Source organism: Sinorhizobium chiapasense (assembly GCF_045277575.1).
In the GTDB taxonomy this organism is placed as follows: domain Bacteria; phylum Pseudomonadota; class Alphaproteobacteria; order Rhizobiales; family Rhizobiaceae; genus Ensifer; species Ensifer chiapasense_A.
The window spans coordinates 1703440-1725606 of record NZ_CP144205.1 but is presented as its reverse complement, the minus strand read 5'-3'; the positions used below and the strand labels follow the sequence as shown (position 1 = coordinate 1725606).

Below are 22167 nucleotides of genomic sequence, written 5' to 3'. Positions count from 1 at the left end.
CAGTCGAACGGCGTTTAGAAAGCCCGGCCAAAAAAATGGCATTTACTGCCGATCTGTTTATGGGGCTCTGGACGCGCGGATGTCCATCTTGGCCATGAGCTTGCTCATGAGACCGTATACGTTGACGCAGACTGATCAGAACACCGTAAAATCCTCTTGCAAACGGGGCGGGCCATACGTTTTTTGGGCCGGTGGCGATTTCGAGGGCTTCCTTGAGGATTTCGCCTTCCATCGTCTTCTTGCCCAACAGGCGCTGCAACTCCTTCACCTGGGCCTGAAGCGCCCGGTATTCGGAAGCCGGAACGACCTCCTCCTCGGCGGCCGTCGCCGTCAGCGCCCCTTGAGACGCCAGCTTGCGCCATGCGAACAACTGGTTCGGCTGAATGCCGTGCCGCCGGGCAACGACGCTCACCGTCGCATCCGCCTCGTAGGTCTCTTGAATGATGGCCAGCTTCTCCGCCGTGCTCCAGCGCCGTCGCCGTTCCGGACCCGAAAGGACTTCCATCTTAAAGTTGCTACTAGTCATATTACCAACATTACTTCTGTGGTTGCCGTCCGTTGCGCAAGAAGTTTCCAACCCTTCTGACGTGTGATCGAGTGCGGTCTTCTGTCAGGCCTTTTATTGCGGCACTTCGAAAGACCGCTGGCCGGTATGGTGATCTGCGGATCGGGTCCAAATCTCCTACACGGGCTATAGACCCTGAGTAATGTTCTGGTTTTCCCAATCCCGATCGGTTCGATCATGCGCCCATTCAGGTCGTCGACTTCTCACACCTCATCGCCGGCTCTGCTACTCGCAGCCGGTTCTTGTCAGGCCACAACCAATGCCTGGTTTCGATAATCCTCCTGCTTCATCAACATTGCCCATATTCTTCGGGCCATCTTGTTTGCCAGTGCAATCGCTACCAGCATCCGCGGCTTTCTTGTCAGCATCCGCGCTAACCATGAGCCCTTCACAGGTGGCTTGAGGCTCGCCCACCTGATACGGGTCATCGCCCCGATTATCAGCAGCCTGCGTATGTCAGCCTGTCCGGCTTTTGAAGCTCGCCCGAGCCGTTCCTTTCCACCAGATGAGAACTGCCGGGGAACAAGGCCAAGCCAAGCGGCAAAGTTACGCCCACATTGGAAGTTTTCCATCGCTGGCGCGAAGGCCTCAACAGCCATTGCAATCATCGGCCCAACGCCCGGCATGGTCTGAAGCCGCCTTGCATTATCGCTCTGCCGTGACAGCTCGATAAGCCGCTTCGTCTTTTCCTCGATCCGTGCGGTCTTCTCGTTGATCTGTGCTAGCAGATCACGGCATTCATCTCGCACAAGCTCAGGCAGGTCGATATCAACGTCCTCAACTATCACTGCGATGCGCTTGACGCGGCCAATCCCGAGCGGAACAGCCTGCCCATACTCGTAGAGAATAGCGCGCAGAGCATTCATCAGCTCCGTTCGTTGGTGGACAATACGCTCGCGTGCTCGAAACAGGATCGCCTGAGCTTGCTGGTCCGCGGTTTTGGGTGAGACGAAACGCATTTCGGGCTGACGAGCTGCAATAACGATAGCCTCGGCATCAGCAGCATCGTTTTTCTGCCGCTTCACGAACGGCCGCACATATTGCGGCGCGATCAACTTTACTTGATGGCCCAGTTTGACAAGTTCTCGCGACCAGTAATGCGCGCTGCCGCAGGCTTCCATAACGACAAGTGCAGGCGCTTGGGTCGCCATGAACCGGTAGAATTGCCCTCGCGCCAGTTTCTTGCGGAATTTCACGTGCCCTGTCATTGTCGCTCCGTGAAGCTGGAAAACACTTTTTGCCAAGTCCACGCCGATCATCATGTCTTTCATTTGCCATCCTCTCCGCTGGTGCTCTACGCCGCATCATCCTGGCATAGTTCCCGTGCTGTTAGGGGAGGACGGCAACCACCCCATCTCCTACCCACTTAGCTAAGTGGGGGAGCATGTCCGGACCTTTCGGGGGCTAATTCACTGTGATCCTCAGTGCAATTTGACGCAGTATACGCTCGGCGAAGACGAGGCCGTTAGAATCTATTCAGACCAAGACCCAAAGTCTGTCTATAGCGTAATCCGTCCGCTATCACTTGGTAAGGGTTACAGTTCCGAGCTACCAATAAGGACTGCTGAGAAGTTCGGATTTGATTTAATCATTGGAGATCCGCGGCTCGCTTTACAGGAAGATCTATTGGCTCAAGATTGGAGAGACGCTAAAGCTGGTGGTATGCGCGGCATTCAGACTACTTTTGTATTCTTTGATGTGCTTATAAAAGCAAAGCAGCTAAATTATGATTTTGTGTTCTTCGATATGGGGCCTTCTTTGGGCGCAATTAATAGATCTATACTTCTTGCAGTCGACTACTTTGTAGTTCCAATGGCTGTTGATATTTTCTCGATATGGGCAATCAGAAACATTGGGGCCACAGTTGAAGTGTGGCAGCGGGATCTTCGATCAGGTATGAGCATCGCTGAGGATCCTTCTGAACTACCTCGCTTGGATTCCGGCAAAACGCTGAAGTTTCTTGGGTACGTTACTCAGCAGCATAAAGAGCGTAACGCGAACGATCGCGATGAACTTGCGGATGGAGCTGCTGAGGTTCCGGGGAGAAAAATCGTACAAGCATATCAAGAGATCAACAAAAATATCCCTGAAGAAATACGCAGAAATCTTTCCAAGTTTTATGATGTCAGTGTGGTGGATCCGCATCTGGGAGATATTAGGCACTTGGGTAGTCTTGCGCCCATGTCTCAAAGTCAGAATAGCCCTTTGATTCATGTTAAGGCGGGTGGGAGTTACATACAGCTCCGAAAGCAAGCGCGGGAGATCTATCGCGATATCGCGTCAGGCTTCCTAAGGAACGCACTGGCATCTTGAGGTTGCGAAATGTTAGTTAATTCGGACCTTGTCGAAGATCTGGCGCGTCAGAAGGTTGTGTTGTTCTTGGGCGCGGGAGTTTCCGCCAGTGCGGCAACGCGAACTGGGGGCGCGATGAAGGGGTGGCCGGAGTTTCTTTCGGCGTCTTGTGCCAATCTTGATCCCGCGGTGGCGTCGGAGGTTGAGCAACTCATTCAAGACAAGGATTATCTTCTGGCCTGCGAGATACTGCAGAACGCTCACGGTGAGGCTTGGCAAGATCTTTTGACCAGCGAGTATGGACAGACAGCAGAGCCGTCTGAACTTCATAAAGCGATTGTGTCACTTGATCAAAGAATTATTTTGACTACTAATTTTGATAAGCTAATCGAGGCCGCTTGGGAAGTTAAACTCGGAAATTCGAGTCACTATCCAATAGTAATAAGTGGCGTTAAGGATAAAGCGTTCTCTTCTTTGAAGGACTATTCAAGGAAATACTTAATAAAAATTCATGGTAGCGTTGACGATGCCGACACAATAGTATTCTCTAGGTCTGAATATGTGAAGTTAGCATTTGGTAATGCTTCTTATTCTGGATTTCTCGATAGCATTCTCTTGAATTATACATTTTTGTTTGTTGGTTTCTCAATGGACGATCCGGCGATTACGTCTCTGATGGAGATGTATGCATTGCGATATCCGAAAGCTCGACCACATTACATCTTCGCGCCGGAAGGGCGTTCTCAAAGAATAATTGATATAAATAAAAAACTTAGAAAACTGGTAACTATTTCATATGATGGAAGCAACAATCACGCACTCTTGCCAAATTATATTTCTTCCTTGTCAAAGGAGATGATTCGGCGTCGCAATGAGATATATGCAGACATGCGATCCGCCAGTGTGAACATTTAACAATAGCGCGCTCACCGTCCCGGTCGCCCTTCTTACCCTTCGTTCGCTCCGTCTGCCGCATCTCCTCCGCCTGATCCTCATACAACCCGATGTCCGGTTTCGCCTGGGTGAGGATCGGCTTCTCCGGCACATTGCCGATTTTTCCGTACGACCGACGGTCGTTTCGGCCAGGGTGTTTTTCCTGAACAGCGACTGGTCGGACTTGCGGCCCGCGGGGGGCGCAACGTCGCGGCCCATTTCGTCGAGGTCGGGCTTCTGGACGTAGCTCATCGGATGATCTCCCCCCTTGTGGAGGAGATGCCCCGATAGGGGCAGAGGGGGGTATCTTGCCGGATGAGGAGGGCTTACCCCCCCCTCTGTCCTGCCGGACATCTCCCCCACAAGGGGGGAGATTGCGCTGGGCTCGCCCTTGCCGGTCCTTGCACTCGGACATCGTTGTCGGCTGCCAAGGGAAGCCCGCGACTATATATTTCCTTTAAGCCGATTAAAGGACAACATGCAGCAGTTCAAAATGCTACGGCGACCCTTGCGTCCGATAAGACGCGCAGCGCGGTAGGCTTTGCGGTGAGCCGTCAGGTTGGGGCTCGGTATGAACGCCATCGGGCGATTTGTTGAGCGGGTTTCAAACGTAAGGTTTGAGAATTGCTTCAATCCTTATGCCGATACTTGTCCTGTTCATGACCAGCGATCAGCGCCCGACATACGGAGGGACAATCTTACGCAGATCCTGATCGCACTCGCGTCGGCGCCTTCGGTGGACATTTGGGTCGGTCGGGACTTGGGTTACAAAGGTGGTCGCCGTACGGGCGTTGCCTTAACCGACGAATATTGCCTCGATACTTACGCTTCCCATCTGAGGCTGAAATCACTACGCCGTGCCACCAAAGGGCCCGCCGTGAGGGAACGAACGGCATCGAGCATCTTTCGCCTATTGGCTAGAGTCGACGTGCCGATCATGACCTGGAATGTCTTTCCGTTGCATCCCCATTCGGGCGAGGATCCGCTTAGCAACCGTCATCACACGCGAGAAGAAGCTGAGGTTGGATTTACGTTCTTGCAGGAACTCTGCGTCTTGGTTGAGGTGCGACGGATCGTGGCCATTGGCGACGACGCGGCCAAATGGGCTCGCAAAATATCGTCCGAGACCATCCACGTTCGGCATCCAAGTTTTGGCGGCCAAGCCAAGTTTTTAGAGCAGATGCGTTTGCTCTACCCCATAGCGGGAACGAAAAGACAACGGGCGTAGCGGCGTTAGGGCGACGATCACCGCCCTGGCCGCCCCGTCTTGCCCTTGGTCCGGCCCTTTTGCCGCTTTTCCTCCGCCGGATCCTCGTAGGAACCGATGCCCGGCTTGGCGCGCGTGAGGGTCGGTTTTTCCGGGACGTGGCCGGTGACCGGCTTTTCGGTGCGGCCGACGGTCATTTCGTCCAGGGTGTTCTTGCGGAACAGCGACTGATCCGACTTGCGGCCCGCGGGTGTCGCGACGTCGCGGCCCATTTCGTCGAGGTCGGGCTTCTGGAAGTAGCTCTCGGAGGAGGAGGGCTTACCCCCCTCTGTCCTGCCGGACATCTCCCCCACAAGGGGGGAGATCGACCCGGACGAACCCTTACCGGACCGCTTGCCACCCTCGATAGCCTTCGCCTCGTCCCGCGCCATCGGGTCGTCCATCGCAGCCAGTTCGGCGGCCTTGAGGCGTTTGATCTCGTCGCGCAGGCGGGCGGCCTTTTCGAAGTCGAGGTCGGCGGCGGCGTCGCGCATCTGTTTTTCCAGCGCGTTGAGGTGCGCCTGCAGGTTGTTGCCGACGAGGTGGCCGCCGTCGGCGAAACCCTTGCCGGCGACGCCGGAGATGTCGGCGCGGACGTGGTCCTTCTCGTAGACCGAGTCGAGAATGTCGGAGATCTTCGCCTTCACCGATTCCGGGGTGATGCCGTTGGCCTCGTTATAGGCCATCTGCTTCTCGCGGCGGCGGCCGGTTTCCTCCATCGCCCGCTGCATCGAGCCGGTGATGGTGTCGGCATAGAGGATGACCTTGCCGTCGACGTTACGGGCGGCGCGGCCGATGGTCTGGATCAGCGAGGTTTCCGAGCGCAGGAAGCCTTCCTTGTCGGCATCGAGGATGGCGACGAAACCGCATTCGGGAATGTCGAGGCCTTCACGCAAGAGGTTGATGCCGACGAGCACGTCGAAGGCGCCGAGGCGAAGGTCGCGGATGATCTCGATGCGCTCCAGCGTATCGATGTCGGAGTGCATGTAGCGCACACGAATGCCCTGTTCGTGCAGGTATTCGGTGAGGTCTTCGGCCATGCGCTTGGTGAGCACGGTGACGAGCGTGCGGTAGCCGGCGGCCGCCGTCTCGCGGATCTCGCCGAGCACGTCGTCGACCTGTGTTTTCGCCGAGCGCACTTCCACCGGCGGGTCGATGAGACCGGTCGGGCGGATGACCTGTTCGGCGAAGACGCCGCCGGCCTGTTCCATCTCCCAGGCGCCCGGCGTCGCCGAAACGGCGATCGTGTCCGGGCGCATCGCGTCCCATTCCTCGAAGCGCAAGGGGCGGTTGTCCATGCAGGAGGGCAGGCGGAAGCCGTATTCGGCCAGCGTCGCCTTGCGGCGGAAGTCGCCGCGATACATGCCGCCGATCTGCGGAATGGTGACGTGGCTTTCGTCGATGAAGATCAGCGCGTTGTCGGGGATATATTCGAACAGCGTCGGCGGCGGCTCGCCGGGGCGGCGGCCGGTGAGGTAACGCGAATAGTTCTCGATGCCCTGGCAGGAGCCGGTCGCTTCCAGCATCTCGACATCGTAGCGCGTGCGCTGTTCCAGCCGCTGCGCTTCCAGCAGGCGCCCGGCCTTTTCCAGTTCGGCCAGGCGGTGCGCCAGCTCCTCCTTGATCGCTTTGATGGCGCCGTTCAGCGTCGGGCGCGGCGTCACATAGTGCGAGTTGGCGTAGATCTTCACCGATTTCAGGTCGCCGGTCTTCTGGCCGGTCAGCGGGTCGAACTCGGTGATCGCGTCGATCTCGTCGCCGAACATGGAGATGCGCCAGGCGGCATCTTCCAGGTGGGCCGGGAAGATTTCGATCGTGTCGCCGCGGACGCGGAAGGAACCGCGCTGGAAATCCATGTCGCGGCGCTTATACTGCTGTGCCACGAGGTCGGCGAGCAATTGCCGCTGGTCGAGCCGGTCGCCGACATTCATCTGGAAGGTCATGGCGGTATAGGTCTCCACCGAGCCGATACCGTAGATGCAGGAGACCGAGGCGACGATCACCACGTCGTCGCGTTCGAGTAGCGAGCGCGTTGCCGAGTGGCGCATGCGGTCGATCTGCTCGTTGATCGAGGATTCCTTCTCGATATAGGTGTCCGAGCGCGGCACATAGGCTTCCGGCTGGTAGTAGTCGTAGTAGGAGACGAAATACTCGACCGCATTATCAGGGAAGAAATTCTTGAACTCGGAATAGAGCTGCGCGGCGAGCGTCTTGTTCGGCGCCAGAATGACCGCCGGGCGCTGCGTCGCCTCGATCACCTTGGCCATGGTGAAGGTCTTGCCCGAACCGGTGACGCCGAGCAGCACCTGGTTGCGCTCGCCGGAGGAGAGGCCCTCGACCAGATCGGCGATCGCCGTCGGCTGGTCGCCCGAGGGCTGGTAGTCGGTCACCATCGTCAGCGGCACGCCGCCTTCGGATTTTTCCGGCCGGGCCGGGCGGTGCGGCGTCCAGAGCTTGCCGTCCTTGAACAGCGGGTTGCCGCTCTCGATCAGCGCCGCCAGCGCTTCCACCGTGGCGGTGACGCCGGAGGTGGAGGTCAGCTTGTCGGCATCCTCCAGCGATACGTCGAGACCGGCGACCGGATTGAGGCCGGCGGCGGCGCGCGTCTTCGGATCGGTCGAGCCGCCCATCGAGGTGCCGCGCGAGGTTCTTCCGCTCGCGCTGCCGGCGCTCTGCGCCTTCGCTCCGCGGGGGCCTCGCGTCAGCTCGGACGCCCGTTCGGGCTTGCGGCCTTCGGCCGATTTGTCGTCGCCTCGCGCCGCCTTGGAGGCGGCGATCTCCACCGTCTTGCGGTGCTTGCCGGCCTTGGAGGCGACCTCGCGCTGGCTTTCGAAGGCGGAGGCCTCCGCCTCGGCTTCGAGCTGCTTCACCCAGTCGGAGACGTTGCCGCTGAGTGGCGTGCCTGACAGCGGCGCTTGCGGCGCTTCTTCGAAACCGGACGGAGTGGAGGGCTTCGGCGGGGCATTTTTCGGAGTTTTGGTCATGCCGGGGAATATGGCGAGAGTCCGCTGGAAAGAAAAGGGGAGAATGAGTACAAAACAGCAACGTTCGCGCCTCTGCGGTTACAAGATGGCGGGCGAGAGGCAGGGGCGGGGCGTCGGGTTCGCGTGCAGGTCGGTGCCCAGTTCGCGGCGGCCATCGATCGAACTGGCGGTGGCACGGGGTCGCCCATGGCTTGCAGCTCTTCAACCGCTGCGCGCGTCGACATAACTCTTACAGTTGTGACGTGCCGTTACGTTACCCCGATTGGGCGACAAGCATAAATCCCGGTAATGTGATAACAATAACGCTTTGGAGGGTGCCATGTTTTGCCTGCGTGGTGCCGCACTCATCGCGTTTTGCGCCGTGACCTACAGTCCGACCATCGCCGCCGAACCCGTCGGCCAGGCGGTGCAGATCCGGACGGCGGTCAGCGGCGCGCGTGGTCCGATCGCGGTCAGGGACCCGGTCTACAAGGACGAACGGATTTCGACGTCGAAATCCGGTCTCGGCCAATTCGTCTTCCAGGATGGCACCAAGCTTGCGGTCGGCTGGGGCTCGTCCGTGGTCATCGACAAGTTCGTCTATGATGACGCCAAGTCGGTGAAGAAGCTGACGATCATGGCCGCCAAGGGCACCTTCCGCTGGATCAGCGGCAAATCCGGGCATTCGGCCTATGAAATCGTCACGCCGGCCGGGACGATCGGTGTGCGCGGCACCGCCTTCGATTTCTATGTCGGTCGCGACGGCACCACCGCCGTCGTGCTTTTGAGCGGTGCAGCCAATTTCTGCGGCGCCGGCGGCTGCCGGCAATTGACGCAGCGTTGCGATTGCGTCGTCGCCAAGCCGGGCGGCGGCATCAGCGATCCGAAAAGAGTCAGTCGCAATACATTGAAATCACTTGGCAATGCACAAGCTCTGCCTTTCCTCTCCGGTGGGCAACGACTGTCCGGAGCGCTGGGCTGGGCGGGGGGCGGCTGCAGCCTGGCGGCGGCGATCCAGGAGGATCTCGAACGCCAGCCGCTGACTGTGAAGCCCCCCGCCGTCGAGCAAGAAAAGCCGCGTGAGGAAAAACCGAAGCCCGAGGAGAAGCCGCACGAGCCGGAGGAAAAACCTCCCGTGCAGGAAGAAGGCTACCGCAATCGCCACTGGGAGATGAAACATCCGGATATCCGCGGCGAGGATGCCAACCACAAGGACGTGCTCGAACATGCCAACGACCATCAGAACAACGGGCATCAGAGGGCGCGCAGTCATAACAACGACTGACGAACCGGCAGGCCGCCGGGCGCCTGATCCTTTCCGCACGCCGCCGCTTGCCTCCAATGGCCACGACCGGGCAAGCGGCCATGACCGCCTAACTCTTACGGTTGTGATGGGCCGCTTCGTTATCCGATTGGGCGACAAGACATAAATCCCGGTCACATGATAACAATGGCGCTTTGGAGGGTGCCATGTTCTGCCTGCGTGGTGCCGCACTCATCGCGTTTTGCGCCGTGACGTACAGTCCGACTATCGCCGCCGAACCCGTCGGCCAGGCGGTGCAGATCCGGACGGCGGTCAGTGGCGCGCGTGGTCCGATCGCGGTCAAGGACCCGGTCTACAAGGACGAGCGGATTTCGACGTCGAAATCCGGTCTTGGCCAGTTCGTCTTCCAGGATGGTACCAAGCTTGCGGTCGGCTGGGGCTCGTCCGTGGTCATCGACAAGTTCGTCTATGATGACGCCAAGTCGGTGAAGAAGCTGACGATCATGGCCGCCAAGGGCACATTCCGCTGGATCAGCGGCATATCCGGGCATTCGGCCTATGAAATCGTCACGCCGGCCGGGACGATCGGCGTGCGCGGCACCGCCTTCGATTTCTATGTCGGTCGCGACGGCACCACCGCCGTCGTGCTTTTGAGCGGTGCAGCCAATTTCTGCGGCGCCGGCGGCTGCCGGCAATTGACGCAGCGTTGCGATTGCGTCGTCGCCAAGCCGGGCGGCGGCATCAGCGACCCGAAAAGAGTCAGTCGCAATACATTGAAATCACTCGGCAATGCGCAAGCCCTGCCTTTCCTCTCCGGTGGGCAACGACTGTCCGGAGCGCTGGGCTGGGCGGGCGGCGGTTGCAGCCTGGCGGCAGCGATCCAAGAGGATCTCGAACGCCAGCCGCTGACTGTGAAGCCCCCCGCCGTCGAGCAACAAAAGCCGCGTAAACCGCTGATACCCGGGAAGCAGCATCAGGAACAGAGGCAGCGGCAGGAACAGAACGGACAGGGGCAACGGCAGCGGCAGGAGCAGCGCCAGGAACAGGAACAAGGACAGGGGAGCCAGCGGCAGTCCCAATCGCAGCGGCAGGAGCAGGAGCAAGGACAGGGCCAGGGCACGCAGCGCCAGGAGCAGGAGCAGCGGCAGGAACAGTCGCAGCAGGGCGGTGGAATGCAGCGCCAGGAACAGAGCCAAAGCCAGAGCCAGAGCCAGAACTAGAGGCCGGCGAGCGCATGAGCCGCTGACTGGCTTGGCATCCATCGCAACGACCGGTGACAAGCCGGGAACGTCTCTCATTGTCGAGAGTGACAACAACAAACCGACGATAAATCAAAGATTTGCCTAGATATCTGAGAGTCTGAGTCGAGGCCGCCTGGGTCGGAAGGCCATCTGCGGCGGCGTGCCGTCGGTCACTCCGCCGGCCGCTTGGCGTCTTCGGCCGACGTTTCGGCGAAATGCTCCGATCGGCGCGAGATCCGGGCGTAGAAGCCGACCAGTCCCGGTGCCAGGGCGGCAGACTTCAGCTTTGCGGCATTGATGATGCTGCGGCTCGAGGTTGCGCGCGTTCGCAGGACCGTGACGAGCCGCTCGTGCAGGCGCCGCAATTCCGCGAAGGCGGGCGAGGCGGCAAGGTTTTCGTCTCCGGCCACCGCGAAGAGCCGGGTGCGTGTCGTCTTTCCCTTGAGGCCCAGGCTTCCCGCATCCAGCAGCGCGCAGGCCGACAATGCCTCGGCGGTCGCTTCCGACACGAGCACGTCGAAATTGACATCCTTGCAGGCGGCTTCGATGCGGGCGGCAATGTTGACGGTGTCGCCGACCGCCGAATAGTTGAAGCGGGTTTCGGCACCCATGTTGCCGACGCAGGCGAGCCCGGTGTGGATGCCGATGCCGATGCGGACATCGTGGCCGGCGCCGAAGCCGAAGGCATCTTCGGCATTCAGCCGGGCCAGGGTCTCGCGCATGCCGAGGGCGGCGCGCAGTGCCTTTTGCGGATGGTCGACGACATCGACGGGCGCGTTCCAGAAGGCCATGATCGAATCGCCGATGAACTTGTCGAGCGTGCCCTCATTGGCGAGCACATGGCGGCTGAGCGCATCGAGCAGCGTGTTGAGGAAGGTGACGACCTCGGTCGGCGTCATGCGCTCGCTCATCTCAGTGAAGCTGCGCACGTCGACGAACATCACCGTCAGCTCGCGGTCGTCGCCGCCGAGGCTCAGCGCGTTGCGCGTGTGCTCGATGCGATAGAGCAGCGAGGGCGACAGATAGCGCCCGAAGGCCTGGCGGACCTCGCGCCGCTCGCGATCCGTCACCAGGAAGCGATAGGCGGTGGCGACAAAATGGGTGATCGAGGCGGCGAGGATCGGCGCCAGCGGATCGAAAAGCAGCCCGCCATAGTAGAAGGCCAGCCAGGAAGCCGCGAGCGCGAGCGCCGTGACCGCAAGGCCGCAGATGAGCGCCACCACGGGGCTGACGAAGGTGGTGAGCAGCACCAGCAGCGTCCCGGCCAGCGCGATCGAGAGGATTTCGAGCCCGTCGGCCCAATCGGGCCGCGAGAGATAGCGGCCGGAAAGGATCTGCTCGACGATCTGGGCGTGGATGGAGACGCCGGGTACGTTCTGGCCGAGCGCCGTGGTGCGCACGTCCTGCAGCCCGGCGGCCGAGGTGCCGATGAAGACGATGCTGCCTTCGATCGCCGCGCGAACGTCCGGCGACGACGCATCGTTCGTGAGGACCCGCCGGGCGGAGATGTAGCGCTCCGTCGTATCCGGCGTGACGTAGAGCCAGAGTTCGCCGGTCGCGGTGAGCGGCACGACGAAGTCGCCGATCTTGACGGCGGTAAGGGTGTTGGCGACGTTGGGCGCGGCGGCGAGCACATAGGTCGAGGCGCCCTGCGCCACCCGCAACGCTTCCAGGGCGAGGCTCGGATAGAACTGCTGCCCGTCGCTCAGGAACAGCGGCGCAGCGCGCACCACCGCGGAGGAGGAGCCGGGATTGAGGCTGATATGGCCGAGACCGGCAGCGTTGGCTTCGAGCTGGGGCCGCAGCGGTGTGGCGGCGTGCAGGCGCGGCGGCGCCTCGGCGGCACTTTCGCCGGTGAAGGCGAAGCCGGCCTTGACCAGCGGCAGGTAGCTGCCCTCGTTGGTGAGGCCGAAGCCGAGCACGATCGGCTTGTCGAGGATCGCCTGAGCGAAGATCTCGTCATTGTCGGGCAGGGTCGCGACGAAGGACGGATCGACGCCGCCGACGTCCCGCACGACGGTACGCGGCGACAGCCGGTCGGGTTCGGCGAAGAGGACGTCGAAGGCGATCGCCGCAGCGCCCATCTCGGTCAGCCGGTCCGTCAGTTTGGCAAGCCGGTCGCGCGGCCAGGGCCATTGACCGAACTCGCGCAGTGAGGCCTCGTCGATATCGATCACCTTGACCGGCATCGCCTCGAAGTTGCGCGGCGCGATGCGCTGGTATTCGTCGAAGGTGACGTCGCGCGCCTGGCGAAGAAGCTGCGGATCGTTGGCACGCAGGACCGTGAAGACTGCCACCACCGCCAGGCCGATGAGAACGCCGAACAGTTGGGCTCGTGTCATGGCGGCCTACGGGACGATGGGCAGGCCCGCCTTAACGAGCCCATCGTTGAAGTGTGCGTGGTCGGCGGGATCGGCATAAGCGGTAAAGAAACGCCAGTAGCGCGGTACGTCGCTCGGTGCGTTGGCAATCACTTCCGGAAAGAGTTTGCGAGCCTCCTCGATGCGGCCCAGTTGGCCGAGGCAGGTGATCACCACGACCAGGCTGAAATAGGTGCGGCGCAGCAGTAGCGCCCGTTCGGCGTGGTGCAGCGCTTCGTCATAGTTGCCGAGATGGTAGTGGGCGAGTGCGATGCGGCTGAAAAAGAGATAGGTCAGTGGGTCGTGGGGGCTGAGCCTGAGGGCTGTATGCAACGGCTCGAGCGCCTCTGTGAAGCGGCCGACATAGATGCGTGCCCAGCCGAGCGCCATATGGGCGAGGGCAAAATTGGGGTTGAGATCGATCGCCTGTTGCGCTTCCGCGACCGCGGCATGCGGCCGCTGGGCGGCGAAGTTGGCCAGGCACATGACATAGTGGCAATAGGGATCGTGATCTTCCAGCACGACAGCACGCGCGGCTTCCGCCTGCATCTCGGCGCTGTCGCGGTCGATATCGTCGCTGAAGCCGAAATAGCAACGCGCGAAGAGCGAGCGGGCGAGCATCATATGGGCCCGGCCGAAATCGGGATCCAGGGCGATCGCGCGCCGCTGCCACTCGACGGCCTCGTTGAAATGCGCAGCGGAGTCCTGCGCATTGTGCAGCAACGTGCCGCGCATGTGGCATTCATAGGCGTCCAGATTGTCGCTGCCGCGTAAGAGGGCGCGGCGGTTTTCGCCGATCAGGATCTCCGGCTCGATCGCCGCGACGACATGTTGGGTGATCTCGTCCTGGATGGCGAAGAGGTCGGCGAATTCGCGCTCGTAGCGCTGTGCCCAGAGATGGATGCCGGTTTCGGCCTCGATCAACTGTCCGGTGACGCGGACGCGCGAGCCTGCACGGCGCACGCTGCCTTCGACGATGTAGCGCACGCCGAGATCGCGGCCGATCTGTTTGACGTCGACCGCGCGACCCTTGTAGGCGAAGGAGGAATTGCGGGCGATGACGAAGAACCAGCGGTAGAGCGAAAGCGCCGTGATGATGTCCTCGGTCAGACCGTCGGCGAAGAAGTCCTGTTCGGGATCGCCGGACATGTTGACGAAGGGCAGCACGGCGATCGATGGCTTGTCGGGCAGGGCAAGCGGCATGCCGGACAGATCCGGTTTCATGGGATCCTCGTGCCAGTCGACGCGGTGCACCAGCACCGGGCGCGGTATGTTCTTCAGCGCGCGATCCCCAAGCCGGTGCACGGGAAACTCCAGCTTGCCGACGATCTGCTCGTGCAGCGCTCCGGAGATGCAGATGTCGGTGGGCTGCGCGACCTGCTGCAAGCGCGCCGCCACGTTGACGCCGTCGCCGAGCAGGTTGCCGCCGTCAACTACCACGTCGCCGAGATTGAGGCCGATGCGGAACTGCATGCGCCGTTCCGGCGCGAGATCGGCGTTTCGCCGCTCCAGATTGCGCTGGATCGCAACCGCCGCCCGGACCGCTTGCACAGCGCTCTGGAACTCGGCGACCAGGCTGTCGCCGGCCGCGCCGAAGATGCGACCCCCATGCTCGTTCACGAGGCTCGAGATCGTCGCGCTGTAGGTGGCAAGTGTTGCAAGCGCGCCTTCCTCGTCGGCCGCGACAAGGCGACTGTAGCCAGCGACATCGGCAGCAAGGATCACGGCGAGCTTCCGTTCCAAGAGGGCAGCCCCTCCCGCGGCATTTTGTCAGAAGGAAGATAAGCGTAACTTAAATTAGAAAATCCGAGAAGTATAAATCACCCCGATTTGTGTCCATTGCTGGGCCGGAGGCGCAAAAAGCAGTCCACGGGTCTCTACGGCAGATTGTGTCCAGTGGAGCCTCTGAGTGTGGCGATTGTGCAAGTTTCGCATTTCAGCAACCGTGACGGCTACCTTTCGGCAACAGCGCGGGCGGGCAAAGCCGCCTGCCAGGGGGGAGCCACGATCGTCGCGCTGGCCCAGGCCCCCCTGGCCGGCGCCGACTGGCGACCACCTTATCCGGCTAATGAATTGCGGAATTTGAGAGTGCGGCGGCGATCCTTGCGCGTCTCATAGGACAGACTGCGCTAGGATGCGCCATCATGCCTCTGATTCGACCGACCCGCGAAGGCGACACCGCCCTTCTTCCCGACATAGAGCGATCCTCCGGTGAGGTGTTCCGGACGATCCCGGAGCTTGCCTGGATCGCCGACGACGATGTGCAGTCGGCCGAGGCGCATCGTGAATTCCTGCGCACCGGGCTTTCTGTTGTGGCGGTCGATGCCGATGACCGGCCGATCGCCTTTCTATGCGCCGGCATTACGGGAGATGCCATGCATATCTCGCAGCTTGCCGTGACCGCCGAGTGCCAGGGGCAGGGGCTCGGGCGCAGCTTGATGCTGGCCGCGATCGCGCATGCGCGCGTGACGGCGCTCGCCGCGGTGACGCTGACGACGTTCCGCGATCTTCCGTGGAACGAACTCTTCTACCGCAAGCTCGGCTTCTCGACGCTTGCCGCAGACGAACTCGATGTCCGGCTTGCGCAGATCCTGGCGAATGAGGCAGCGCACGGCTTGCCGCCGGAGCGGCGTTGCGCCATGCGGCTTGCGCTGGGACATGCGCCGGCGGTCCGGAAAGCCGGGCACTGAAAAGGCCGCGTTTTGTGGCTCGTGGCGACGCTACCGCCGGACGGCGACGACCTGGCGGCGCGCGAACTGCGAGACCCTGACGCCGCCGGACTGATTGCCGCCGATCAACTGAGCCGTCGACTTTGAAAGCGCGGAAAGGACGCCGACGTGGTAGCCGCGACCGGTTCGCACCACGACGACATCGCCGGCTCGCGCATAGGCGAGCTTGACCGGCGCGCCGAAATGCAGCCAAGAGCGGGCAAAGCCGAAGCTTTGGGGCGGGTTGCGGCCGGCCTTGCGGGCAACCATGCCCATGAAATGGCCGCACCAGGGGGTACGTGCCGGGTTGATGCCGAGCGCCGCGCGAAGGGTCTTGTTGTTCTTGATCTCGTGCAGGCCTTTGTATTGCTGCGCCTGGGCAAGCATGCCCGCGCTGGCAAGAGACGGCGGAAGGAGCGCGACATAGGCAGCCGCAAATAACGCCAGGACCTTCATGGTCAGGTCTCCTTGACAAGTTGCTGGGTGCGAACGGTCGGGGCGGCCTGGCGAACGCCGGCATGGCACCCGGTTGCTCAACTGTTTCCAATGTTCCCTTGGGAAATTTCGGCGGACATGCGCGTGCCCAGCGTCTGATACGCAGCATCGGCGTGTCGGCGAACCGCGCTCAACGCGGAGCCAACTTCACGGCAACCGCCGTTTCGAAGTGTGGTATTCCCCTGCCTGTCCGTCGGACAGTCGAGCGACATTGCGCATGCGCCAGTACAAAATTGTGGCAAAACCCGTAAAAAATTGGGGCAGGGGTTGCTATTTGTCGGAAAAAGTGCCGTTTCGCTGTCGATTCGCCACTCTGGCCAGCCGAAAGATGTCATTTCGGCAGTCTCTACGGCATGTTTGCTTTGGCCGTAATCGATCGAAGGGCATGCGGCAGTTCAAGGTGCTGCAGCGATCTTTGCGCGTCCAACAAGACCTGCGGCGCCGTAGGGCATCGCGTGCCGGCGGAGGCTTCGGGGACTTGCATCCGCACGGGACGACGGCGCATCGTCGGCGCATGATTCGCAAGCCGAGGTTCTCGATGTCCTTCACCCTGTCTCCGGCCTATCTCTGGCCGATCCTTCTGCTCCTGCTTTCCAATGTCTTCATGACCTTTGCCTGGTACGGGCATCTGAAATACACCTCGTCACCGCTCTACATGGCGATCGTGGCGAGCTGGGGTATCGCCTTCTTCGAATATTGCCTGGCGGTGCCGGCCAACCGTATCGGCGATCAGGTCTATTCGGCGGCGCAGTTGAAGACGATGCAGGAGGTGATCACGCTCCTGGTCTTCGCCGCCTTTTCGGTGTTCTGGCTGAAGGAGTCGATCGGCTGGAACCACCTCGTCGGCTTCGCCCTGATCGCGGCCGGCGCTTCCTTCATCTTCAAGGGCTGACAGGCACCGGCCGTTTGGGCGCAATCATTACGGCACCCGAACGGTCGCAAAAGAAAAAGGCAGGGCACGCGGCCCTGCCTTTCCAATGCATAGCGGATGGACCATTACCGTCCGGCGCTAGACCATCGACGCCACGACCGGAGCCAGATGCGGCCAGACCTCGACGGAGCCGCGATAGATCATGTCGAGCGCGACATAGAGGATGATCGCCAGACCGACATAGGCGATCCAGTGGTAACGATTGAGCAGCCGGGCAATGAAACCGGCGGCAACACCCATCATCGCGATCGAGAGAATCAGGCCGACGACGAGGATCGTCGGATGTTCGCGGGCGGCGCCGGCGACGGCGAGCACGTTGTCGAGCGACATCGACACGTCGGCGACGACGATCTGGATGGCCGCCTGCATGAAAGTCTTCTTCGGGGCCTCGCTGGCTTCACTGCTTTCGCCGGCGGCGTTGGCTGCCTGCTCACGGATTTCGCGCCACATCTTCCAGCAGACCCAGAGAAGCAGGATGCCGCCGGCCAGCAGCAGGCCGATGATTTCGAGGAGTTGCACGGTAACGCTGGCGAGCGCCACACGCAGCACGGTTGCCGCGATGATGCCGACGAGGATGACCTTCTTGCGCTGCGCGGTCGGCAGCCCGGCCGCAGCAAGGCCGATGACGACGGCGTTGTCGCCGGCGAGAACGAGGTCGATGACGATGACTTGCAGAAGCGCTGCCAGACCGGCAGCGGTAAAGATTTCCATGATGCGACAGTCCCCCGACGTGCCATGATGCGATTCAAATATGCCTAACGGATAAAGCACCGCCTCGCCCTGGGATCAAGGGCCGAGGCGCGCGGCTGGCGGAAAACCTTCACAGCCGCGCGGATCGCCGTCTCAATCGAGCAGGTCGAAGGCTCGATACATCCACAGGAGCTGATAGGCGACCGCGACGACGACGAAAGCGGCGTGAAAGCGCCGGTTCGGTGTCCATGCGGCGGCTATGCAGAGGAGGATATAGGCGGCGTTGCGGACGGGGTATTCGAGACCGTAGGAGGCAAAATACTGTTTGCCTTTCAGCCCGGTATCGATGAGGTCGACGGCGAAGGCGAGTGCCAGGAAGGCGAAGAACCAGGCCCGCCGCGACATGAAATAGTGCTCGTAGTCGCTGTAGTCCTCGAGCGTCGTCGGGAACAGCATCACGCAGAGGAAGAAGAAGACGCAGCAATAAAGGACGACGAACAGGTAGACGCTGACGTCGATCACGGCCAGCGAATGCAGGTGGAACTCCCACCACCAGAAATGCACCAGAAAGACGAACATGAACAGGACCCAACCGAGGTGGATCCAGTAGACGCGCGTCTTGCCGGGGTGCTGTACGAAGAGCGCCAGTCCGCTGAGAAGTCTCGCCAGGCTCAGGCTGACGATCATGCCCATGACGGTGCGAATATGCGGGAAGATTTCCGGATTACTCGGAACCTGCTCCAAGGCGGCCGCTCCTATTCCTCCGGCGGTACCGGCTTGGGCTTGCCGTGTTCGTCGAGCGCGACCATGACGAAGATCGCGTCGGTCACCTTTTCCATCAGATGCGAGAGATAGCGCTGCGCCCAGGCCTCGACCTTGAGCGTCATGGAGGTGCGGCCGACCTTCACGACATCCGTATAGATGCAGAGCGTGTCGCCGATCTTGACCGGCAGGGCAAAGGCCATTTCCTTGACCGCCGCGGTCACCACGCGGCCGCGGGCGCGTTCCGCAGCGCGAATGCCGCAGGAAAGGTCCATCTGCGCCATCACCCAGCCGCCGAAGATATCGCCGGCGGCATTGGCGTCGGCGGGCATGGCGAGTGTGCGCAAGGTCAGTTCGCCGGTCGGTTTGGTCTGTTCGGTCATGCCGCCTGTCTCCCTGTTGGATGGAAGATGTAACCCGACCGCGCTTCCTGAGGGAAGACCGGTACCGCACGATTGCCGGCGGTGGCCTGCCAGACCGTCCTATTAGACTTTCGCATGGGGTGATTGAGAATTGTCAATTTTAGGGATCGGTTGTTAGGGGCTTTGCAAAGACCTCCCTCTATTCTGCAGGCTCTTGGAGTGCCATCGGCGATGCCGGTGGCGCCAGGATCCGAAGGGGCGGCGCGGGGAGCGCCGAAGGGGCAGGGATTGGCAATGAAGAAATTCAGGATCTCGGCGCGTCTCTACGCGCTGGTAGCGTTTGCGCTTTTGACCATGGCAGCGGCGCTGACTTTTGGTCTGTTCCAGGCGCAGGACAAGCTCGTCGGCGAACGCAAGGCGATGCTTTCGGCAATGAACGAGAACGCGATCGCGGTGTTCGACGCCTATTACAAGCAGGAGCAGGCCGGCGCGCTTTCGCGCGAGGAGGCGCAGAAGCGCGCGCTGGAGGCGATCAAGGCGATGCGCTACCAGGGGAGCGGCTACTTCTGGATCAACGACATGCATCCGACGATGGTGATGCATCCGATCAAGCCGGAGATGGACGGAACGGATCTTACGGGCAACAAGGACGCCAACGGCAAGCATCTCTTCGTCGAGTTCGTGAAGACCGTCGAAAAGAGCGGCCAGGGTTTCGTCGACTATTATTGGCCGAAGCCGGGCGCCGACGAGCCGGTGCTGAAATATTCCCACGTGGCCGGCTTCAAGCCCTGGGGTTGGGTGGTCGGCACCGGCGTCTATGCCGACGATCTGGCGGCGATGTTCCGCGAGCGGGCGTGGCAGGCCGCCGGCATCCTTGCCGCCGCCGCTCTTGCCATTCTGATGGCGGCATTGGCGATCGTGCGCAGCGTCGTCAAGCCGGTCGAGAAGCTGAAGGCCTCGATGCGGGCGATTGCCGACGAGGACCTTTCGTCCGAGGTGCCGGAGACCGACCGCGGCGACGAGATCGGGCAGATGGCCAAGGTGCTGGTGGTGCTGCGTGATTCCGTCCGCGAACGGCTGGAACTGCGCTCGCGCGAAGCCGAGCAGCAGGAGCGGCTCGATTCCGAGCGCCGCGGCAACGAGCAGCGCCAGCGGGCAACGGCGGAAGCGCAGGCGGATGCGATGGAGACCGTCGGTGCCGCGCTCGAGCTTCTCGCGAGCGGCGACCTGACCGCCGAGATCGGCCCTATCGCGCCCGAATACGGCAAGCTGCGAGAGGACTTCAACACGGCCGTCGCTGCACTTCGCGATGTCATCGGTTCCATCTCGCACTCGACCGAGATCGTTACGGCGAGCGCCGGCGACATTTCGGAAGCGGCGAACAATCTCTCGCGTCGGACGGAGCAGCAGGCCGCGGCCCTCGAAGAGACCGCTGCAGCCCTGGACGAGATCACCTCGACGGTCCGCCACGCCGCCGAACGGGCGAACGAGGCGCGCGACATGGTCAACGAGACCAAGGCGAGTGCGGCGAAGTCCGGCGGCATCGTGCGCAATGCCATCGACGCCATGGGGCGGATCGAGGGGTCGTCCGGCCGGATCGGCCAGATCATCGGCGTCATCGACGAGATCGCCTTCCAGACGAACCTGCTGGCGCTCAATGCCGGCGTCGAGGCGGCGCGGGCCGGCGAGGCGGGCCGTGGCTTTGCCGTTGTCGCTCAGGAAGTGCGCGAACTGGCGCAGCGCTCCGCGGGAGCTGCCAAGGAGATCAAGGACCTGATCGGCGCGTCGGTGCGCGAGGTCGGGGCCGGGGTCGAGCTGGTCCGTTCGACCGGCGAAGCGCTGTCGGAGATCGAGATCCTGGTCAACCGGGTCAACGAGCAAGTGGCCTCGATCGCGACCGCCGCCCGTGAGCAGGCGACCGGGCTGCAGGAGGTCAACGTCGCTGTCAACAGCATGGACCAGATGACCCAGCAGAACGCGGCTATGGTCGAGGAAACGACGGCCGCAAGCCAGACGCTGGCTGCGGAGAGCCGGGAGTTGAAGTCGCTGCTGGCGAAGTTCCGGCTGCAATCCTCGGCATCGCATTCGGCCTACGGCCGCGCCGCCTGAGCACGATTGCCGGGCGTTGAGCAAGTCCCGCGTGGCATGCCGCGCGGGACTTGTTTTTATGGTAAGGGCGGGGGCGTCTCCGTCCGTCGCGCTCGGGTTCAACCGAGCATCCGCGCTGAGCCCCGAAGCTTCGAGCGAGAGCGCATCGACTGGGGCCGTTGGACCCGCGAGGCTGGGTCCTCAGCGCAAGCGCGCGGATGGCGAAAGAGATGTCGCGCCGTGGCGCCCAACTGGGTTTGCCCCCTGGAACACGGCGATGCGGGCACGCGCTGCATGCGTTCGATTGCCGTGCAAAGCGGGATGCTCAGCCTTGACCTTACGATAGCCGCGGATAGATACGCGAAATGCGCGAGGTGTTTGACGGGGCGTCGCTCCGGTTGCCGACCGCTTCTTTAGAGGGGACATCCATGGCACTTCTCAAACTTCTTCTGACGCGCCCGGTCGCCGCGCTGATGCTGGCGCTCGGGTTTCTCTCCGCCTGTACCGTCGTCGTCGACGAACCGCGCCCTGGCCCGCGGCCGATCCGTCCGCCGGTTTGCACGATGGAATACGCGCCGGTTTGCGGTGAGCGCGGCAATCGCCTGCGTAGCTTCCCGAACGCCTGCCAGGCACGCGCCGACGGCTTCAATGTCGTCCATCGCGGCGAGTGCCGTCCGGACAACCGTCCGCCGGCACGGCCACCGCAGGCCTGCACCATGGAGTACATGCCGGTCTGCGGCCAGCGCGGCCGCAACACGCGGACCTTCCCCAATGCCTGCCAGGCACGTTCGGAGGGCTTCCAGGTGATCGGCCGCGGCGAATGCCGTCGTGGCGATGATCGCCCGTCGGAAGCGCAGTTCTGCACCCGCGAATTCGCCCCGGTCTGCGGCCAGCGCGGCGGTCGCATGGAAACCTTCCCGAATTCCTGCGAGGCTGGCGGCGCTGGTTTCCGGGTCGTCCATCGCGGCGAGTGCCGCTGACATCCAGCGGATTGATCGCTGAAAACGCGAAGCCCGCGCCTGACGAAGACGCGGGCTTCTTGTTGTCTGCAGTCCGCCAGGGCGGCAAACCTCTCGCACCCTTAATCGCGGGTGTCGGCCGCAAGGCTTCGTTTACCGTATTTGAATAAAATGCTTCCGAAATCAGGTCTTTCAACTGATGTGCCCGGTTTGCGACACAGGCGAAAGGCAGCAATTCGAAGTGCTGCAGCGAGCATTGCGTGCCGGTTGGCCCGCCGCTGCGGGGGCGGCGGGGTGATGATGGCGGT

17 protein-coding genes and 2 pseudogenes are annotated in these 22167 nt (G+C 61.9%); 9 read left to right on the top strand and 10 right to left on the bottom strand.

Translation table 11 applies throughout. From position 1 onward, the window contains the following. Nucleotides 1-181: 181 nt before the first annotated feature. Both QM996_RS08335 and QM996_RS08330 read right to left on the bottom strand, forming a co-directional pair. Nucleotides 182-526, bottom strand: a pseudogene (locus QM996_RS08335) (transposase); the annotation flags it as partial. A 284-nt stretch (nt 527-810) separates the two neighbouring features. After that, nucleotides 811-1836: an IS110 family RNA-guided transposase gene (locus QM996_RS08330; RefSeq protein ID WP_334198640.1), complete on the bottom strand. Its 1026-nt coding sequence runs from the start codon at nt 1834-1836 to the stop codon at nt 811-813. A gap of 103 nt (nt 1837-1939) precedes the next feature. On the opposite strand from QM996_RS08330, the gene QM996_RS08325 reads away from it, so the two are divergent. Together QM996_RS08325 and QM996_RS08320 are read left to right on the top strand one after the other, a co-directional pair. Next, nucleotides 1940-2878, top strand: a complete 939-nt coding sequence (locus tag QM996_RS08325; RefSeq protein ID WP_500270029.1) for an AAA family ATPase — start codon at nt 1940-1942, stop codon at nt 2876-2878. Nucleotides 2879-2887: 9 nt separating this feature from the next. Beyond that, nucleotides 2888-3772 carry an SIR2 family protein gene (locus QM996_RS08320; RefSeq protein ID WP_500270028.1) on the top strand — a complete coding sequence of 295 codons (885 nt, stop codon included), beginning with the start codon at nt 2888-2890 and terminating at the stop codon, nt 3770-3772. Nucleotides 3773-3783: 11 nt separating this feature from the next. Here the strand turns inward: QM996_RS08320 and QM996_RS08315 are convergent. Beyond that, nucleotides 3784-4180 (bottom strand): annotated as a pseudogene (locus QM996_RS08315) (excinuclease ABC subunit UvrB); the annotation flags it as partial. A gap of 181 nt (nt 4181-4361) precedes the next feature. Here QM996_RS08315 and QM996_RS08310 point away from each other — a divergent pair. Beyond that, entirely contained in the window at nt 4362-5018 is a 657-nt protein-coding gene (locus QM996_RS08310) for a uracil-DNA glycosylase (protein WP_500270027.1), read from the top strand. A gap of 17 nt (nt 5019-5035) precedes the next feature. Here QM996_RS08310 and uvrB read toward each other — a convergent pair whose 3' ends face one another. Beyond that, complete coding sequence (gene uvrB / locus QM996_RS08305; protein ID WP_500270026.1) at nt 5036-8020, bottom strand: excinuclease ABC subunit UvrB; 2985 nt, start codon at nt 8018-8020, stop codon at nt 5036-5038. A 319-nt stretch (nt 8021-8339) separates the two neighbouring features. Here uvrB and QM996_RS08300 point away from each other — a divergent pair, with 319 nt between their 5' ends. Together QM996_RS08300 and QM996_RS08295 are read left to right on the top strand one after the other, a co-directional pair. Beyond that, entirely contained in the window at nt 8340-9284 is a 945-nt protein-coding gene (locus QM996_RS08300; protein WP_500270025.1) for a FecR family protein, read from the top strand. A 185-nt stretch (nt 9285-9469) separates the two neighbouring features. Beyond that, a complete protein-coding gene (locus tag QM996_RS08295; RefSeq protein WP_500270024.1) occupies nt 9470-10483 on the top strand; it encodes a FecR family protein in 1014 nt (337 codons plus the stop codon). Between the two features lie 191 nt (nt 10484-10674). Here QM996_RS08295 and QM996_RS08290 read toward each other — a convergent pair whose 3' ends face one another. Continuing rightward, a complete protein-coding gene (locus QM996_RS08290; RefSeq protein WP_500270023.1) occupies nt 10675-12846 on the bottom strand; it encodes a CHASE2 domain-containing protein in 2172 nt (723 codons plus the stop codon). Between the two features lie 6 nt (nt 12847-12852). Beyond that, a complete protein-coding gene (locus QM996_RS08285) occupies nt 12853-14607 on the bottom strand; it encodes a tetratricopeptide repeat protein (protein ID WP_500270022.1) in 1755 nt (584 codons plus the stop codon). A 401-nt stretch (nt 14608-15008) separates the two neighbouring features. Between QM996_RS08285 and QM996_RS08280 the strand changes: the two genes are divergently transcribed. After that, nucleotides 15009-15554, top strand: a complete 546-nt coding sequence (locus QM996_RS08280; RefSeq protein WP_500270021.1) for a GNAT family N-acetyltransferase — start codon at nt 15009-15011, stop codon at nt 15552-15554. Nucleotides 15555-15584: 30 nt separating this feature from the next. Here the strand turns inward: QM996_RS08280 and QM996_RS08275 are convergent, their stop codons facing one another. After that, nucleotides 15585-16028, bottom strand: a complete 444-nt coding sequence (locus tag QM996_RS08275; RefSeq protein WP_500270020.1) for a C40 family peptidase — start codon at nt 16026-16028, stop codon at nt 15585-15587. Between the two features lie 577 nt (nt 16029-16605). On the opposite strand from QM996_RS08275, the gene QM996_RS08270 reads away from it, so the two are divergent. After that, entirely contained in the window at nt 16606-16959 is a 354-nt protein-coding gene (locus QM996_RS08270; RefSeq protein WP_500270019.1) for a DMT family protein, read from the top strand. A 117-nt stretch (nt 16960-17076) separates the two neighbouring features. Here QM996_RS08270 and QM996_RS08265 read toward each other — a convergent pair whose 3' ends face one another. From QM996_RS08265 to QM996_RS08255, 3 genes are all read right to left on the bottom strand, one after another. Next, a complete protein-coding gene (locus QM996_RS08265; RefSeq protein ID WP_500270018.1) occupies nt 17077-17709 on the bottom strand; it encodes a TerC family protein in 633 nt (210 codons plus the stop codon). Between the two features lie 132 nt (nt 17710-17841). Then, on the bottom strand, nt 17842-18432 hold the full coding sequence (locus QM996_RS08260) for a hypothetical protein (RefSeq protein WP_500270017.1): 591 nt from the start codon (nt 18430-18432) through the stop codon (nt 17842-17844). Between the two features lie 11 nt (nt 18433-18443). Then, nucleotides 18444-18833, bottom strand: a complete 390-nt coding sequence (locus tag QM996_RS08255; RefSeq protein WP_429815789.1) for an acyl-CoA thioesterase — start codon at nt 18831-18833, stop codon at nt 18444-18446. Between the two features lie 273 nt (nt 18834-19106). On the opposite strand from QM996_RS08255, the gene QM996_RS08250 reads away from it, so the two are divergent. Both QM996_RS08250 and QM996_RS08245 read left to right on the top strand, forming a co-directional pair. Continuing rightward, nucleotides 19107-20921 (top strand): methyl-accepting chemotaxis protein, encoded by a 1815-nt coding sequence (locus QM996_RS08250; RefSeq protein WP_500270016.1) that lies wholly within the window; start codon nt 19107-19109, stop codon nt 20919-20921. Nucleotides 20922-21328: 407 nt separating this feature from the next. Continuing rightward, complete coding sequence (locus tag QM996_RS08245; protein WP_500270015.1) at nt 21329-21880, top strand: Kazal-type serine protease inhibitor family protein; 552 nt, start codon at nt 21329-21331, stop codon at nt 21878-21880. The last annotated feature ends 287 nt before the right edge of the window (nt 21881-22167 follow it).

Coding starts and splice junctions, on each gene's coding strand:
- QM996_RS08270 (WP_500270019.1), top strand. CDS start 16,606: ATGTCCTTCACCCTGTCTCCGGCCTATCTCTGGCCGATCCTTCTGCTC.
- QM996_RS08275 (WP_500270020.1), bottom strand. CDS start 16,028: ATGAAGGTCCTGGCGTTATTTGCGGCTGCCTATGTCGCGCTCCTTCCG.
- QM996_RS08290 (WP_500270023.1), bottom strand. CDS start 12,846: ATGACACGAGCCCAACTGTTCGGCGTTCTCATCGGCCTGGCGGTGGTG.
- QM996_RS08320 (WP_500270028.1), top strand. CDS start 2,888: ATGTTAGTTAATTCGGACCTTGTCGAAGATCTGGCGCGTCAGAAGGTT.
- QM996_RS08255 (WP_429815789.1), bottom strand. CDS start 18,833: ATGACCGAACAGACCAAACCGACCGGCGAACTGACCTTGCGCACACTC.
- QM996_RS08250 (WP_500270016.1), top strand. CDS start 19,107: ATGAAGAAATTCAGGATCTCGGCGCGTCTCTACGCGCTGGTAGCGTTT.
- QM996_RS08280 (WP_500270021.1), top strand. CDS start 15,009: ATGCCTCTGATTCGACCGACCCGCGAAGGCGACACCGCCCTTCTTCCC.
- QM996_RS08265 (WP_500270018.1), bottom strand. CDS start 17,709: ATGGAAATCTTTACCGCTGCCGGTCTGGCAGCGCTTCTGCAAGTCATC.
- QM996_RS08245 (WP_500270015.1), top strand. CDS start 21,329: ATGGCACTTCTCAAACTTCTTCTGACGCGCCCGGTCGCCGCGCTGATG.
- QM996_RS08310 (WP_500270027.1), top strand. CDS start 4,362: ATGAACGCCATCGGGCGATTTGTTGAGCGGGTTTCAAACGTAAGGTTT.
- QM996_RS08295 (WP_500270024.1), top strand. CDS start 9,470: ATGTTCTGCCTGCGTGGTGCCGCACTCATCGCGTTTTGCGCCGTGACG.
- QM996_RS08300 (WP_500270025.1), top strand. CDS start 8,340: ATGTTTTGCCTGCGTGGTGCCGCACTCATCGCGTTTTGCGCCGTGACC.
- uvrB (WP_500270026.1), bottom strand. CDS start 8,020: ATGACCAAAACTCCGAAAAATGCCCCGCCGAAGCCCTCCACTCCGTCC.
- QM996_RS08330 (WP_334198640.1), bottom strand. CDS start 1,836: ATGAAAGACATGATGATCGGCGTGGACTTGGCAAAAAGTGTTTTCCAG.